Here is a 15,669-nt window from a genome sequence, read left to right as displayed (position 1 = left end):
TCTGGCGTTCTGCGCCTTGGCGATATGGCAATGCCATATCAGAACATAAGAAAACCGCTTGTTTGGTGCGTGCATGACACAAACAAGCGGAACTGATTAGTTTCAGATCCTCTTATTGCTCGTTGTATCTCGGCCTTGCGGCCTCGAAAGTTGCACGCTCAGGTTGGCACCTTCCTGATCTATGTCAAGGGGTTGCCGTGGCTTCACAGGTCCTATGTACCTCCACCACTCTGAATAAGAGAACATTTAAAAATATGTAGTTACCGTGACATCGATATTTCGTGTCCGTTAAGCAATAATACATTAATGGCTTGATAAAATCAATAGTAGATTTTGAAATTATTTCTTAATTTACCATTAACACAGGTTACAAGGAGCTTTTCCCGGCTTGGCCCGGCTATTCTTTGGCTTGGCCCGGCACATGAATGTGTAGATTAGGATTTTTCTACCTATACGTTAAAAAGTAGCCTATGGGCGTAGAAAGCCGGGGCATGGAAATTTGCACAAGAGGTTTTTTCTACCTATACGCCGAAAAGTAGCCTGTGGGCGTAGAAAGCCCAAGATGGGTTTCTACCTATATCGCAAAAAGTGGCTCGTGGGCGTAGAAAATTCGCCTGTTTTTATTAAACGCTTAGATTTCTTTCTCCATATATCACCAAAAGTACCCCATGGGCGTAGAAAAATAAATATGGCTGCTTTATTATTATTTCATTTCATTTCTTAAACAGTAATATTTGTATGTAATAGTGTTAATTTCTTAAGATTTGTTTAAGATTGGTCCAAATCTATTTACATGTATATTCTCATTTGATATATTCTGTTGCAGCGTTTCATCAAAAGCATTCTGCTCAGATGGCGCCCGAGTGTCTACCTGCTGTCGCAGGAACATTTCAACACATGTATTATTTATGAAAGGAATTGAATAATTGGATCAAACAACTTATTTTATCGATCGTAAAAAGAGGCTTGAAGCAGACATCAAAAAAATAGAGAAAAAACTATCATCAATGCCTGAAGAAACTTTGGTTTACCACAGACAGATGAAAAATGGTAAAACCTATATAACTTATTTCAAACAATCATTTATAAATGGGGAAAGAATTCGCACTCTTTTGACAAAAAAGAAAGACATAAAAGAAGCAAAGCTGCTCGCACAGAAAATGTATTTATCCAGGGCTCTGATCGACAAGAAAAACGAGTTAAAGTGCATTGAATTCTACTTAAAACACAGAAAGAATGAAAGCTACTACGATATGCTCGGGACAGATTCTCCATATAGAGAATTGCTAGTGATCGAAAACTCAATTGCTGATGAATGGGAATATGCTCCATATGAGAAGAGTACAGATCATCCGGAGCATTTGATTCATCCAGCCCCCAAAGGAGAAATGGTCCGTTCAAAATCCGAAGCAGATATAGCACAATCTCTTTTCTCTCATAATATACCTTACAGGTATGAAGAAATACACGATATCTATGGTTCTCCGATAGCAACAGACTTTACGATAATGCACCCAAAAACACATAAGATTATTCTTTGGGAACACTTTGGACGTTGTGACGATCCCGGATACCAAAATACCATCGATTATAAAATGTATCGCTATATCCGAGCCGGTTACCTTCCCGGGCGCACAATGATCATAACCTATGAGGATAGTACCCATCCATTCGTATTCTTAGACGCTGAAGAAATAGTTCAAAAATATTTCCTCTAAAAAGATCAATGTCTATTTTCTACGCCCATAGGGTACTTTGGGTGATATATGGAGAAAGAAATCTGGGCATTTAATAAAAACAGGCGAATTTTCTACGCCCACGAGCCACTTTTTGCGATATAGGTAGAAACCCATCTTTGGCTTTCTACGCCCACAAGCTACTTTTTAGCGTATAGGTAGAAAAAAACCTCTTGTGCAAATTTTTATCGCCTTGGCTTTCTACGCCCATAGGCTACTTTTTAACGTATAGGTAGAAAAGACACCCTTGCGCAAGCTTCAACTCAGCCTAGCGCCGATGATGAAGCCTAACGCCGATGATGAAGCCTAACGCCGATGATGAAGCCTAACAGCCCCGCGATACTCAAAAGGCAAAACAAAGCCCCGCGGGGCCAAGGCTCCGCGGGGAAAACTTGCATAAAAGGTTTATTGACAGCCGTATAGTCGCAACAAATCATTATCTATATCGATAATCTTACAATCACTGCCAAAGCCCAACCTCACTTACCAAGCCATCAGTCGTTGGCGTTACCCTTGAAGATTACGATACCTTTCTTCTTGAACTTCTTGGGTGCTGCATCGCCGGCAGAAGCTGCGGCAGGTGCATCGCCGGATGAAGACACCGGTCTTCTTGTTGATGATGTAGCAGGCGCATCGCCGGATGCAGAAGCAGGTCTTCTTGCTGATGATGTAGCAGGTACATCAGCGTTTGCAGGTCTGCGAGCAGATGATGTTGCAGCGCCCGTGCTCTTTACAGCAGCGCCTTCACCGGCAGAAGCTGCCTTCTTGGCGGGAGCTGTTCTCTTGATGCCGGCTTCCTTGGCGAGCTGATCTACGACTGAAACCTTCTTGGCTGCGGCTTTTGCAGCATCTCCGCTTCCTGCGGACTTGCCGGATCCCGAAGCCCCTGAAGCGCCTGACTTGCCGGCTCCACTCTTGCCTCTCTCGGCAGCCTTGGCTGCTGCCTCGGCAGCTACCTTGGCAGGATCCTGGATCTTCATGGTAAGAGAGATCCTCTTCTTATCAAGTTCAACATCAAGAACCTGAACGTCTACGATATCGCCTACGCTGACAGCCTCAAGCGGATGCTTGATGAACTTGTCTGTGATGTGCGAAATATGTACAAGGCCGTCCTGGTGAACACCTATATCTACGAAACAACCAAAGTCTATAACATTTCTTACAGTTCCCTTGAGAACCATACCGGGCTTTAAGTCCTTCATCTCAAGGACATCGCTCCTTAAAATTGGAGCAGGCATGCTCTCACGAGGGTCTCTTGAAGGCTTCTCAAGCTCTGAGAGGATATCAGTAAGAGTGATCTCACCGATTCCAAGCTCCTCGGCAAGCTTCTTTTTATCTGACTCGGAAACCTTCCTGGAAAGACTTCCGACTCCTGATGCTGCCCCGGTCTGTGCTCCGCTTACCGAAGCCCCGTTACCGTTCTGTGCCTTCTGGCCTTTGCCGCCCTTTGCGTCATTTGAATCCTCAACCACTGCAAGATTACTTCCTGCGAGGGCTGCAGCAAGTGCTGCTCCCATAGCTGTAGAAGTATTCCTGATAACCACCTGCTTGGGTTTCTTCTGTGGACGCGGCTTGTCCTCTGCCTTGGCTGCCGGCTTCTCAAGTGCAGCCTTAGCTGCGTTCTTCTGAGCCGCTCTTACATCATCAAATGTAATGCCAAGCTTATCCATAAGCTTCAAAGTTGCCTCATAAGACTCAGGGTGCACACTTGTTGCATCAAGAGGATTCTCACCGTCTGCTATCCTGAGGAATCCTGCACACTGCTCATAAGCCTTTGGTCCAAGCTTTGGAACATTCAGAAGGTCCGCTCTGCTCTCGAACTTACCGTGCTCTTCTCTGTAGTCAACGATATTCTTGGCAATAACCTTACTGATACCTGAAATATACTGAAGGAGCGGTGCCGAAGCAGTATTAAGATCAACACCAACCTTGTTAACGCAGTCTTCTACTACGCCCTCAAGTGTTTCTCCAAGCTTCTTCTGATTCATGTCGTGCTGATACTGACCAACACCGATGGACTTAGGATCGATCTTAACAAGCTCAGCAAGCGGATCCTGAAGTCTTCTTGCGATAGATGCTGCACTTCTCTGTCCAACATCAAACTGAGGGAACTCCTCTGTAGCCAGCTTACTTGCAGAATAAACAGAAGCTCCTGCCTCATTGACAATGACATACTGAAGAGGTCTGTCAAGCTCATGGATAAGCTCAACGATTACCTGCTCAGACTCACGTGAAGCAGTTCCGTTTCCGACTGAAATAAGATCAACATCATATTTATCAATAAGCTTCTTGAGATCTGCCTTGGCTTCCTCAACCTTAAACTGCGGAGCTGTAGGATAGATGACCTTGGTATCAAGAACCTTACCTGTAGGATCTACGATAGCAAGCTTACAGCCGGTTCTGAAGGCGGGATCCCATCCCAGTACTGTCTTTCCCGCAATAGGCGGTGCCATAAGGAGCTGAGTGAGGTTCTTGCCAAAGACAGTTATGGCTCCGTCCTCAGCCTTCTCAGTAAGCTCATTTCTGATATCCCTTTCAATTGCAGGAGCAATGAGTCTCTCATAAGCATCCTGATTGATCTCCTCGATAACAGGAGTAGTGATCGGGTTCTCATTCTTTACCATCTTCTTGTTAAGGAACTGAAGGATCTGCTCCTCAGGTGCCACAATCTTAACCACAAGGAACTTCTCAGCCTCTCCTCTGTTAAGGGCCAGCACTCTGTGTCCAAGCACCTTGCTGATGGGCTCCTCATAGTCATAGTACATCTCATAAACGGACTGGGCCTTCTCATCCTTGGCTTTACTGGTGAGCACGCCCTTCTCCATAGTTGCCTCACGGATATATGTACGGAAATCAGCGTTGTCAGACACATCCTCAGCGATGATGTCCATAGCGCCCTGAAGGGCGTCCGCTGCGTTCTCCACACCTTTTTCTGCATCGACAAATGCTGCTGCCTCGTCAAGAAGCGGCTTATTGGTCTCCTGTGCAAGCAGTATCTCTGCCAGTGGCTCAAGACCTTTTTCTCTTGCCACTGAAGCTCTTGTCTTTCTCTTTGGTCTGTAAGGAAGATAAAGATCCTCGATAGCCACCATGGTCTCAGCCGCAACAATCCTGGCTCTGAGCTCATCTGTCATCTTGCCCTGCTCTTCAATTGATGCAAGGACCTGCTCTCTTCTCTCCTCAAGGCCTCTCAGATATTTGAGTCTCTCATCGAGATTACGGAGCTGTTCGTCATTGAGCGATCCGGTGACTTCCTTTCTATATCGAGAAATAAAAGGAATTGTGTTGCCCTCGTCAATAAGTTTGACTGCTGCCTCAACCTGCCATTTCTCAACATTTAGTTCTTCTTTGATCTTTAAAACAATGTCCATAAAATCCTCTCCAAACCTGTTTTGCTTTGAAGTGCGCATAAATACTGTAGGAAATTTAACTTAATTTTTCATAAACAATGCGCACTCCCATATTATACCAAGCATTTCGGACACTTTTCAAGACTCCCCGACACCCCTCAAACATTGAAAAAAACACGCTTTTAGTGTAACATCTATAGTAAGAATGAGGTTTTGTGAGGAAAAGTTTTGATGGGAAATGACGGGCATTTAGCTTTAGCAGGTACTGCTTTGGTGATGGGGTTGGCTTCCATACCCCTTTGTTTGTTTTTGAACTTAGGTGTTGTAATTGGAGGAATAGCCATTGTTCTCGCAATCCTGAGCAAGGGAACTTTAGAGAAGCTCCTTCCTCAGGCCAAGAAAGCCATCATCTACGGTACGATCGGAATCATTGTAGGATACGGCGTATTTGCCTACGACCTTCACACAGTCCTCACCGATCCCGAGTACAGAGCTCAGCTGAATGCAGTTTCAGAGCAGATGAACGGCGTAAGCTTTGACGACATGCTTAAGGATTTAGGAGTCCCGCTGGACGACTGAGATCCGGTCAGGCATGGAAGAGAGGTGCCTATGGGTATCGGTGCAATAAGTGGATACGGAGCATATAACAGTTCATATGCAATGGGCATGTCGACCGGCGCTTATGCTGCAGCATCAACTGCAGTAGCAGCAGGCGAAGCCCCCAAGGCCATATTAAATCCCGGACAATCCACCAAGGCCAATCCGGGCAAAAGAGTTTCTCCCGCAGAATGTGAAACCTGCAAGAACCGCAAGTATCAGGACGGTTCCGACGAAATGGTTTCTTTTAAGACTGCGCAGCATATAAGCCCACAAGCAGCAGCATCCAGAGTTCGTGGTCATGAAGCAGAGCATGTGAGCAACGCCTACAAGGATGCAGCCATGAACAACGGCAAGGTCCTTCAGGCCTCAGTTTCTATCAGGACAGCAGTGTGTCCGGAATGCGGACGCACCTATGTAGCAGGCGGAGAGACCTGCACCAAGATTGCATACAGCAATGAAGAAAATCCTTATGTTCAGGCGAGAAAAGACCTCAACAAGCAGGGCTTATTGGGTGCGAATGTGAACCTCGCCGGATGATCACATGGAGGAGTTATCTAGCAGTGGGGAGCATTTACTTTAATGAACTACTTGTCATCAGCGCAGCTTAAGGCTATCGCAAAAGAAAAGTCACTTGGAAAATACGGAACACTGATCGGCGCAAATCTGACCATCCTGGCCATTCAGCTGCTGGTCTCCGGCTTCTCGGCCCCTTCAGGCACGAGAAGTATTCTTTTAATAATCATCAACAGTTTAATCACCATAATCATAAATATTCTTCTGGGTGTACTTGTGTCCGGAAGAGCTTATCTGTACATGAATCTTCTGTATTCACAGCCGGTATCAACTTCCGACATATTCTTCGGTCTCAGGCAACAGCCTCAGAAAGCGGTTACCATCCAGGCCCTCTTTGTCCTTGTTGATTTTATTGCGAGTATTCCGGCACAGATCTTCATGACCAGATACATTACGACCAGAGCATCCTCTGACATGACTGCTGCTGTTTTTCTTCTGGGAATAGGACTTATCATCAATATCGTTGTTAATCTGGTCTACTCCCAGTCATTCTATATTCTCCACGACTTCCCTGACAGGTCGGCAAAAGAAATTCTGGCCACCAGCAGGCGATTGATGAAAGGCAACATCTTCAGGCTCTTTTACCTGAATGTAACCTTCATTCCGCTGTATCTGCTCGGTATTATCACGATGTTTATTCCGCTGCTTTGGATCGGCGTTTACAGAAATGCAACAAACTGCGCATTCTATCAGGATCTGATAGCCAAGGCTGCAGGTCAGGAAAATTTGAACTAACGAGGAAAGGTAATTTATATATGGACCTCATTGATGCACTAAGAAGTATCGATAAGCCACACGAAGACGACGTTTTGAACAGGCTCTTTACCCCATGGGGTGAAAACCTTGATAAAGATCATGTCCTTCAGGAATATCCAAGACCACAATTTGTAAGGGACAGCTACATCAATTTAAACGGCTATTGGGATTACTGCATTGTTCCCATGCCGACAGATTCCGAAAACGAGAGTCAGAGCAGCTCACAAGAGGTTCAGATCCCGTCACAGATTGACGGTCAGATACTTGTACCCTTCTCTCCCGAGTCTATGCTCTCCGGAGTAGAAAGGCGTCTTGAGCCAAACCAGTATCTCTGGTACAAAAGAGCTCTTCCCACCATCACAAGAAAAGAAGAAAACTCAAGGATCCTGCTTCACTTCGGAGCTGTTGATCAGTTTGCGGATATCTTTGTAAACGATACCTTTGTTGTATCTCACAGCGGAGGCTATCTTCCTTTTACCATCGATATTACCGATCAGCTGAATCTCTCAGCAGACAAAAGAGCTTTTGAGAACAACACACTGATGGTAAGAGTTACCGATACCAGCGACTCCTCTTATCATTCAAGAGGCAAGCAGACCCTGCGCAGAGGCGGAATGTACTACACCTGTCAGAGCGGAATCTGGCAGACCGTATGGATGGAGGAAGTTCCCGCAACCTATATCAGAGAAGTGCGCATTCGCCCCGAGAGCGACTTAAAGACACTTTCCATCGAAGTTTCAACAAACCTTCCCGGCAAGGTATCTGTTAAATTCCCGGGACATGAAATGATAAAATCAGCGGAATCTTCAGGTTCTTTTGAACCTATGATCGCGGAAGACCTGTCTTTTGCCTCGGACACATGTCCATACACACAGGCAGACAGTAGGACGCTTGCGCCAAGTCACTACCGCTTTACATTTACAATTGACGACGCACACCTGTGGAGTCCCGAGGATCCGTTCCTCTACCCACTTCATATCAGCACAGGAGACGATCATGTGACATCGTATTTTGCCATGAGAAGCTTTACTGTTGAGCCAGACAGCGAAGGCACTCCGAGATTCTGCTTAAATCACAAGCCGTACTTCCTCATGGGTGTGCTTGACCAGGGCTACTGGCCGGACGGTCTCTACACCGCACCTGCTGACGATGCACTGATATTCGACATTAAGGAAATGAAGCGCCTTCACTTCAATATGATGCGCAAGCACATCAAGGTAGAATCCGCACGCTGGTACTACCACTGCGACAGACTCGGAATGATAGTCTGGCAGGACATGGTCAGCGGAGGTTCCAGCTACGCCAAGCCGGTGGTATCCTACCTTCCCACCGCGTTTCCTAAAATCTTTGGTCGCATGAGCGACGGTCCTTCACATTACAAGACCTTCTCGAGAGGCTCTGCCGAGGGACGAAGCGAGTGGCTTCAGGAGATGAAGGGAACGATCAGTCACCTCTTCAATGTTCCCAGTATCGCAACCTGGGTTCTGTTCAACGAGGGCTGGGGACAGTTCAACGCCGCCAGTGCAACTATTATGGCAAAAGAGATTGATGACTCCCGTCCAATCGATCAGGCCAGTGGATGGTTTGACGAAGGCAGCGGAAACTTCAGAAGTGTCCACAACTACTTCAGACCTCTTGATGTGGAAAAAGAAAAACAACGAGCTTTTGTCATTTCCGAATACGGCGGACTTGCCTGCCATATCGACGGACACAGCAGCGTTGACAGAATTTACGGATATAAAAAATACGACTCCCTTGATACTCTGGGAGTCGCATATTACAACCTTATAAATGCAAGTATGAAGCCCCTTATTCCAAAGGGACTTTGCGGAGCTGTCTACACACAGGTCAGCGACGTTGAGGAAGAAGTAAACGGCCTTATGACCTACGACCGCAGGATCACCAAGATAAATCCTGATCTTGACCCGCATATGACAACTCATATCAATGATTAATATATTTCCACCTGTCCTCTGAAGATTCGATCCAGCTTGTTTCTGACAGAAATATAAGCCGGTATCAGGAAGGCATCTGCAAGGACCCAGGCTATCGGGCTTGCAAAGCACAGGGCAGGAAAACCAAGTATCGGTACAAGAACCAATGCAACAATGGTTCTTCCTATCATCTCCATAACTCCTGCCAGTACGGCAAAGAGTGAGAAGCCCATTCCCTGGATGAGAAATCTTACGATGTTTACAAGCGCCAGCGGAATGTAGAACGCACTGTTTATTATCAGGTAGAGGTGTGCATTATCAAGACATGCCACATCTCCCGAATCAAGGAATATCATTGCAAAAGTCCTGCCAAAGAAATACAGGACAACAAAAGCTATAAGTGAATAGGCAACGCCAAGCTTGATTGCGGCTGTGAGTCCCTGCTGAAGGTGGTCGAGCTTTTTGGCTCCCACATTCTGACCACCGTAGGTCGCCATGGTTGAACCAAGCGCATCAAAGGGAATGCAGAAGAACATTCCGACCTTGCCGGCTGTTGTAACCGCCGCTGCTGCATCCACGCCAAGTCCGTTGATTGCTGTCTGCAGGATAACGCTTCCGATGGCTGTTATGGAATACTGAAGTCCCATGGGAAGTCCCATGTTGAGCAGGATAAAGAAATGCGATCCGTCAAGTGCCCAGTCTTCCTTTGAAAGATGCAGAATCTCAATCTTTCTGATAATAAAGACAAGACACATGATCCCTGCAAGTGCCTGGGATATAACAGTAGCAAGTGCTGCTCCGGCAATACCCATATTAAGCGGTATGATGAACAGAAGATCAAGTCCGATATTCACAACAGATGCAATGATAAGAAACTGCACCGGATGCTTGGAATCTCCAAGAGCCCTGATGATTCCGGAGAGCAGGTTGTACATATATGTAACAGGTATTCCCAGGAATATCACCAGTATATATTTATAGGCATATTCGAGAACATCCGCAGGCGTATGCATTGCTATCAGGATCTGTCTGCAGAATATGCTGACAAAAAAAGTCATGACAGCAGCCAGTGCAGCGCATAAAATAATGGCATGGGACACAAACTTGCGCATGCTCTTTAGGTCTTTTGCCCCGAATCTCTGAGCGACAGGGATGGCAAAACCGTTGCACACTCCCATGCAAAAGCCCATGATAAGGAAGTTGATGGCTCCGGTAGTACCCACGCCGGTATAAGCCTCTTTTCCCAAAAACCATGATACGATGGCTGTGTCTATGATATTATAAAGCTGCTGGAACAGCATTCCCCAAAAGAGCGACAGGGCAAAGCCAAAGATAAGGCCCATGGGATTGCCGACTGTGAGATCCCTGGTATTTGTTTTTTTCATATATATCCGATCCGCCATGAAGATATGGCAAACAAAAATTAACGTGTTACCGACAAGGCTATATAATACAATCCTATTATAGGAAATTCAATCATCATTTTGCACATATTATATCAATTCGCTACAATGTTTTTATCTAAATAGCGCATAGGAGGAGAAAATGGATAACATCAAAGCAGTAGTTTCACTTGGTCACGAGGCACTGGGCGTCACAACAGGCGAGCAGCTCACAGCCACCAAGATTACAGCAAAGGCCCTTGCAGACCTGGTAGAAGCCGGATATCAGCTGATCATCACTCACAGCAACGGCCCTCAGGTAAGCATGATACACAAGGCCATGACAGAGCTTCACAGGATCTATATCGACTACACCCCTGCACCAATGTGTGTTTGCAACGCCATGAGCCAGGGATATGTCGGATACGATATTCAGAATTCGCTTAAGACTGAGCTTTCCAGCCGCGGTATTTCAACACCTGTCAGCACAATCCTCACACAGGTTACTGTTGATCCTTACGACGAAGCCTTCTATGCACCGACCAAAGCCATCGGCAGAAACATGTCCAAGGAAGATGCTGATATTGAGATCAAGAAGGGAAATTTTGTAAGAGAAGAAGCCGGCAACGGATATCGCAGGATCATCGCCGCGCCCAAGCCGATCGACATTGTCGAGATAGATGCGATCAGAGCTCTCGTTGACGCAGGCCAGGAAGTAATCTGCTGCGGAGGTGGCGGAATTCCTGTAATCCAGCAGGGTCATGTGCTCAAGGGTGCATCTGCGGTTATCGAGAAGGATGCCATCGCAGGCAAACTCGCAGCTGATCTTAAGTCTGACAGACTTATCATCCTGACTTCCGTTCCTTATGTTTATAAGAACTTTGAAACACCCGAAGAAGAACCCATCACCAAGATGAACATTTCTCAGGCAAAAGAGTATATCGTTGCCGGAGAATTCGGCGAAGTAGATATGCTTCCTAAGGTGGAAGCAGCTATTGAATTCCTTGAGGCCAACCACAACGGTTCAGTACTTATCACATCGCTCAGTACCGTTGCTGATGCTCTTAAGGGTAAGGCAGGAACATTTATTACATTTGAGTAAGTGTGAATATAAATTTTGGCCCTAGGGGACGGAGTCAGGGGACCATTTTCAGAATATTCTGTAAATGGTCCCCTGACTCCGTCCCCTAGGGCCAAAATTTTTTAAGGATCAAACCTCTTTAGCCTCTTTTGTATTAAGCTGTGGAATCTTAGGCACGCTGTCACCCCTGATCTCGATGATCGGTGAAGCCTTACCCTCTATATAATCTCTTGTAATGGTCACACGGCCAATGTTTTCATCCTTTGGAATCTCATACATGATATCAAGCATAAACTCCTCAATGATAGCACGAAGAGCTCTGGCTCCCGTCTCCTTCTCCATGGCCTTCTCGGCAATGGCTTCAAGGGCAGAGTCATCAAATCTGAGATCCACTTCATCCAGCGCCAGGAGTTTCTGGTACTGCTTGAGGATAGCGTTCTTGGGTTCCTTGAGAATCTGAACCAGCATGTCCTTATCAAGAGCACGCAGTGTACAAATGATAGGAAGTCTTCCGAGGAACTCGGGGATCATTCCGAATTTCTTAAGGTCCTCAATGGTTACATTAGTGAGAATATCCGGATCATTCTCGTATTTATCCTTAAGGTCTGCATCAAATCCAATTGAAGTCTGCTTGTTGAGTCTCTGGGTAATGATCTCCTCGAGATCAGGGAAAGCTCCGCCGCAGATAAAGAGGATGTTTCTGGTGTTGACTGTAGCAAGCGGAACCATGGCATTCTTGCTGCCGGCGCCCACAGGAACTTCAACATTTGAACCCTCAAGGAGTTTTAACATTCCCTGCTGTACCGACTCTCCGCTTACATCTCGGGATGTGGTGTTTTTCTTTTTAGCTATCTTGTCTATCTCGTCGATGAAGATGATACCGTGCTCGGTCTTCTCCACATCGTTGCCGGCTGCTGCCAGGAGCTTACTTACTACGCTCTCTATATCATCACCGATATAACCCGCCTCAGTGAGGGATGTTGCATCTGCAATTGCAAGCGGCACATCAAGAAGTCTGGCCAGAGTCTTGACCAGATATGTCTTACCGCTTCCTGTCGGACCAAGGAGCAGAATATTGGACTTCTCAATCTCAATCTCGTCCATGGTGTCTGTGGCAACTCTCTTGTAGTGGTTGTAAACAGCAACACTCATGACCTTCTTGGCCTGATCCTGTCCGATGACATACTCATCGAGCTTGGCCTTAATCTTGTGAGGTGCAGGAATATCCTTGATATTTATTACAGGCTTGTCTGCCTTCTCCTTCTTTTTCTTGATCTTCTGTGAATTGGGGATTCCTCCGCCAAGATTAGAATCTCCATTATTGAACCCATCCATGTTAAAGAAACCGAAGTTCGGAAATCCTCCGGAATGCTTGTTGAGCTCGTTCATAAGATTCGGGTTGTTAAGAAGATTGTTGTAATCAAACTGACTGACAGCATCCATGGTTTTGTGCATGCAGTCATCGCAAATACTTATATTGTTTGGAAGATGGAACATCTTGCCTGCCTTGCTCTCGGGTCTTCTGCACACAAAGCAGACATCCTCATACTGAGACTGCTCTTTGCCTTCTTCACCTGTGCCTTTGGCAGAGCCTTCCTGCTCTCCCCCTACTACATCGCCTTCAAGTTTCTCTCCGTCTTCATTAACCTCTCTGAAGTCCAGATCGTCGTTTCTATTATCTGTCATTGTATATCCTTTCATTTTATATAAGTGATGAAATGATAGCCATTATCGGAAAAGAGCTTGTCCGTATCATTCATTCCATACTTATAAACCTGACCTGTCTGCGGATTCATAAGAACCGTATTCAGGTCATTGAAACCGATCACCAGCATTGATGATCCGTCGTTTAGCATTGCAAGAACCGGTATGTCCTGATTGACATAGTATAACATAGCTGACAAAGGACAGCCATCCAGTTCAAGTATCTGTGCTTCCGGCAGCGAGCTCTTTAGAATGTTCACTACGCTCTCGCCTTCATCCAGAAGATCCTGGACATTTCTGTTGATGCCCTCATATCTGAGCATAAGGTCTATGCACACAGCTGTCGAGCTCATCTCATCCATTCCCTCATAGCTCTCGGCAGTTCTGGTGATGGTCATATTCTGATTGGAGCGAAGAAGATTACCCTTAAGCCACACATAGTCATTGTCATCGCCAATGACAACACCGGGCGCATCGTTGGCCAGTTTGACCGCATCTGCCGGATTTGTATAGATAGCCCTGATTCCGTCCATGCCATAGACATAGTAGAAAGGCTTTTCTTTGGTATCTCTCTCGATATCGGGCTTAACATTTCTGCTGCCCTCGAACAAAGTCTGGTTCGGTGTAAGAACCCTGAGCTGCTTGGACTTGATGTCATTCTTGGTTGTTATCTGAACAATCTTCTCAAAGATATCAACGGATACCACTGTTACCAGATTGTTGCCTTCATCAGCCTTAAGCGTGCTCATGATCTGATCGTCATAGGTGGAGATATAATTCTCTCCGGCTTCATCCTTAACAACTCTGGTGAGCTTGATCTGTGTATCTCCGATTGACACACCTGTCACATAAACACCGCTTGGATGGTAGTTTTCAAGGATGTTTCCGTCCAGATCTCCAATCCTGATGTTGTACATTGCATAAAGCGGATTGCCGATGGTATCTACTCCGATGTCTGACGTATGGCACAATCCATATACCAGATCTTCTCCCATAAATCCCAGCAGGATGATGCAGTCTCCCGGGTCAGCCTTTATCTCCGACTCAACCCTGTTGCTGAGGTTCATAAGCTTAAGGCTCTGAAGATTGTTCTGCCATGCGATGGTGCTCTCTGATCTTGAAATCTTGTACTCACCTGCGCCGATATTATCAACCACAAGACTGGCTGTCTTGGTATTAAGGTCAACAGCATATATATTCTGATCCAGCATTGCGTAAAAGATATCTGCGCTGCTGGCATAGGCTATGTTTCCGACATAGTTGCAGAGAATCTCAGCTGACTGAACACTCTCTACAAAGACCTGTTCCTCCACTGCATTTATTGCTGAATTGTAGTCATAGACGGCAATTCCCACAGCTCCTTCGTGGATTCCGCGGTTCATGTAACCCGCAACTGCAAATCTTACGTTTCCTGCCTCATCCACCTTAAGGATCTTGATAGAATGATCCGGCCATCTCGTCCTTGGATCATCATTGTCTGTATCGTAGAAGCCAAAGAGATATGCAAGCTTACTCTCTGAATTGTTGAACATATAGAGCCTGTTCTCGCTGACAAATGCAAATGCGCTTCCGCCACTGCTCTCCACCAACTGGAGATCCGGATCCGAAATATTCAAAGCGATTGTGTTTGTACCGACAGCATATGAATTCGAGTCAAACAGATAGTTCATGGTCCTCTCAAAATTCAGAAGATACATTCTGTCTGTGGTATATCTGACTCTGTAATACTCCGATACATTGTAGAGTCTGCTGGCTGTACCGTCCTTGATCGTCACTCTGTACATCAGCTCATAGACACCTGTCTGTCCATGCAGATCCTTGACAAACACCTCAGGCTCAGTATGCCCTGTGACATTCATATCGCCCCAGGTAACCTGGCTGAAGCTGCTGTGGATATTGACCTTGTTAAAAGTGGTGTTGTCGCCGTCACCGTTGGATTCTAAGTATTTGGTATACTCCTGAGCCTCGGTCTTGCTGAAGGTTGCTTCACTGAATCCTAAAACAAAATCCAGTTCATCATTCATGTGATACATGGAATCGTCCTCTGTCCACACGAATCTTGTGTAGTACCTGGCTCTGCCTATATCAGTATCCATCAGAATGACCAGCATATACTCCTGGCCGGCATTTATAAGGTCTTTTAAGACAAAAGACCCTTCGATATTATCAGCACTTTCCCTGTAGTCGGTGATCTCAGTGTTCTCTACAAGGCTCTTGCCGTCTATACTTCTGACTTCAAACCCAATATTCCAGGCCTTGCTTCCGTATGTATTGATCTTGTAATGTACATCCCTGCCTGCTCCTATCGGAAGTATTGTTCCGCGAAGGTAACTTAAGTCTATCTCTGAGGTGTATCCGTGAAGAGGGTTGATCTCTTTGTCTCTGCTGACAAGAGTAACAATTGGAAGCGTTGCCTCAGACATCGGCGCAGACATGTCCGCGTTGTCCCCGTTGGAGAAGTGACTTACAACGATCATTGCTATGACAAGAACTACTATAAAGTAGATTGTTTTTAATATTGTTAGTCTAATTGATTTATCTCGCATAATTGAC

General features: G+C 45.9%; 9 protein-coding genes, 1 pseudogene and 1 riboswitch. Of the genes and pseudogenes, 6 read left to right on the top strand and 4 right to left on the bottom strand.

Annotated features, from left to right (window positions below; all coding sequences use genetic code 11):
* Positions 1 to 109 precede the first annotated feature (109 nt).
* A riboswitch (SAM riboswitch) is annotated at positions 110 to 241 on the bottom strand.
* 685 nt (positions 242 to 926) lie between these two features.
* The gene (locus G590_RS20830) at positions 927 to 1,718 is read left to right on the top strand and encodes a hypothetical protein (protein WP_022766279.1); all 792 of its coding nucleotides are present in this window, start codon (positions 927 to 929) and stop codon (positions 1,716 to 1,718) included.
* 992 nt (positions 1,719 to 2,710) lie between these two features.
* On the opposite strand, the pseudogene G590_RS20825 reads toward G590_RS20830, so the two are convergent.
* Positions 2,711 to 5,107: pseudogene (locus tag G590_RS20825) on the bottom strand (Tex family protein); the annotation flags it as partial.
* A gap of 207 nt (positions 5,108 to 5,314) precedes the next feature.
* Here G590_RS20825 and G590_RS0113940 point away from each other — a divergent pair.
* The 4 genes from G590_RS0113940 to G590_RS0113925 are packed head-to-tail and all read left to right on the top strand — an operon-like array spanning position 5,315 to position 8,970.
* Complete coding sequence (locus G590_RS0113940; RefSeq protein ID WP_155828774.1) at positions 5,315 to 5,665, top strand: hypothetical protein; 351 nt, start codon at positions 5,315 to 5,317, stop codon at positions 5,663 to 5,665.
* Between the two features lie 30 nt (positions 5,666 to 5,695).
* Complete coding sequence (locus tag G590_RS19665) at positions 5,696 to 6,223, top strand: hypothetical protein (protein WP_022766276.1); 528 nt, start codon at positions 5,696 to 5,698, stop codon at positions 6,221 to 6,223.
* A 42-nt stretch (positions 6,224 to 6,265) separates the two neighbouring features.
* The gene (locus G590_RS20820; RefSeq protein ID WP_022766275.1) at positions 6,266 to 6,994 is read left to right on the top strand and encodes a DUF975 family protein; all 729 of its coding nucleotides are present in this window, start codon (positions 6,266 to 6,268) and stop codon (positions 6,992 to 6,994) included.
* Between the two features lie 20 nt (positions 6,995 to 7,014).
* Entirely contained in the window at positions 7,015 to 8,970 is a 1,956-nt protein-coding gene (locus G590_RS0113925) for a glycoside hydrolase family 2 protein (RefSeq protein WP_022766274.1), read from the top strand.
* Here G590_RS0113925 and G590_RS0113920 read toward each other — a convergent pair.
* Entirely contained in the window at positions 8,967 to 10,334 is a 1,368-nt protein-coding gene (locus tag G590_RS0113920) for an MATE family efflux transporter (RefSeq protein WP_022766273.1), read from the bottom strand. The two genes, G590_RS0113925 and G590_RS0113920, sit on opposite strands and share 4 nt — an antisense overlap.
* Before the next feature lie 160 nt (positions 10,335 to 10,494).
* Here G590_RS0113920 and arcC point away from each other — a divergent pair, with 160 nt between their 5' ends.
* The gene (gene arcC, locus G590_RS0113915) at positions 10,495 to 11,433 is read left to right on the top strand and encodes a carbamate kinase (protein ID WP_022766272.1); all 939 of its coding nucleotides are present in this window, start codon (positions 10,495 to 10,497) and stop codon (positions 11,431 to 11,433) included.
* A 108-nt stretch (positions 11,434 to 11,541) separates the two neighbouring features.
* Here the strand turns inward: arcC and clpX are convergent, their stop codons facing one another.
* On the bottom strand, positions 11,542 to 13,098 hold the full coding sequence (gene clpX, locus G590_RS19655; RefSeq protein ID WP_022766271.1) for an ATP-dependent Clp protease ATP-binding subunit ClpX: 1,557 nt from the start codon (positions 13,096 to 13,098) through the stop codon (positions 11,542 to 11,544).
* Between the two features lie 11 nt (positions 13,099 to 13,109).
* Positions 13,110 to 15,662: a hypothetical protein gene (locus G590_RS0113905; RefSeq protein ID WP_051142160.1), complete on the bottom strand. Its 2,553-nt coding sequence runs from the start codon at positions 15,660 to 15,662 to the stop codon at positions 13,110 to 13,112.
* Positions 15,663 to 15,669 lie beyond the last annotated feature (7 nt).

Source organism: Butyrivibrio sp. XPD2006, from assembly GCF_000420865.1.
Lineage (GTDB): Bacteria > Bacillota > Clostridia > Lachnospirales > Lachnospiraceae > Butyrivibrio.
Note: the sequence above shows the minus strand (reverse complement) of the source record. Positions and strands in the feature narration are given on the sequence as shown.

Excerpts from the sequence above, each read along its gene's own strand:
- G590_RS19665 (WP_022766276.1), top strand. The coding sequence starts at position 5,696 with ATGGGTATCGGTGCAATAAGTGGATACGGAGCATATAACAGTTCATAT.
- G590_RS20820 (WP_022766275.1), top strand. The coding sequence starts at position 6,266 with ATGAACTACTTGTCATCAGCGCAGCTTAAGGCTATCGCAAAAGAAAAG.
- G590_RS0113925 (WP_022766274.1), top strand. The coding sequence starts at position 7,015 with ATGGACCTCATTGATGCACTAAGAAGTATCGATAAGCCACACGAAGAC.
- G590_RS0113920 (WP_022766273.1), bottom strand. The coding sequence starts at position 10,334 with ATGAAAAAAACAAATACCAGGGATCTCACAGTCGGCAATCCCATGGGC.
- arcC (WP_022766272.1), top strand. The coding sequence starts at position 10,495 with ATGGATAACATCAAAGCAGTAGTTTCACTTGGTCACGAGGCACTGGGC.
- clpX (WP_022766271.1), bottom strand. The coding sequence starts at position 13,098 with ATGACAGATAATAGAAACGACGATCTGGACTTCAGAGAGGTTAATGAA.
- G590_RS0113905 (WP_051142160.1), bottom strand. The coding sequence starts at position 15,662 with ATGCGAGATAAATCAATTAGACTAACAATATTAAAAACAATCTACTTT.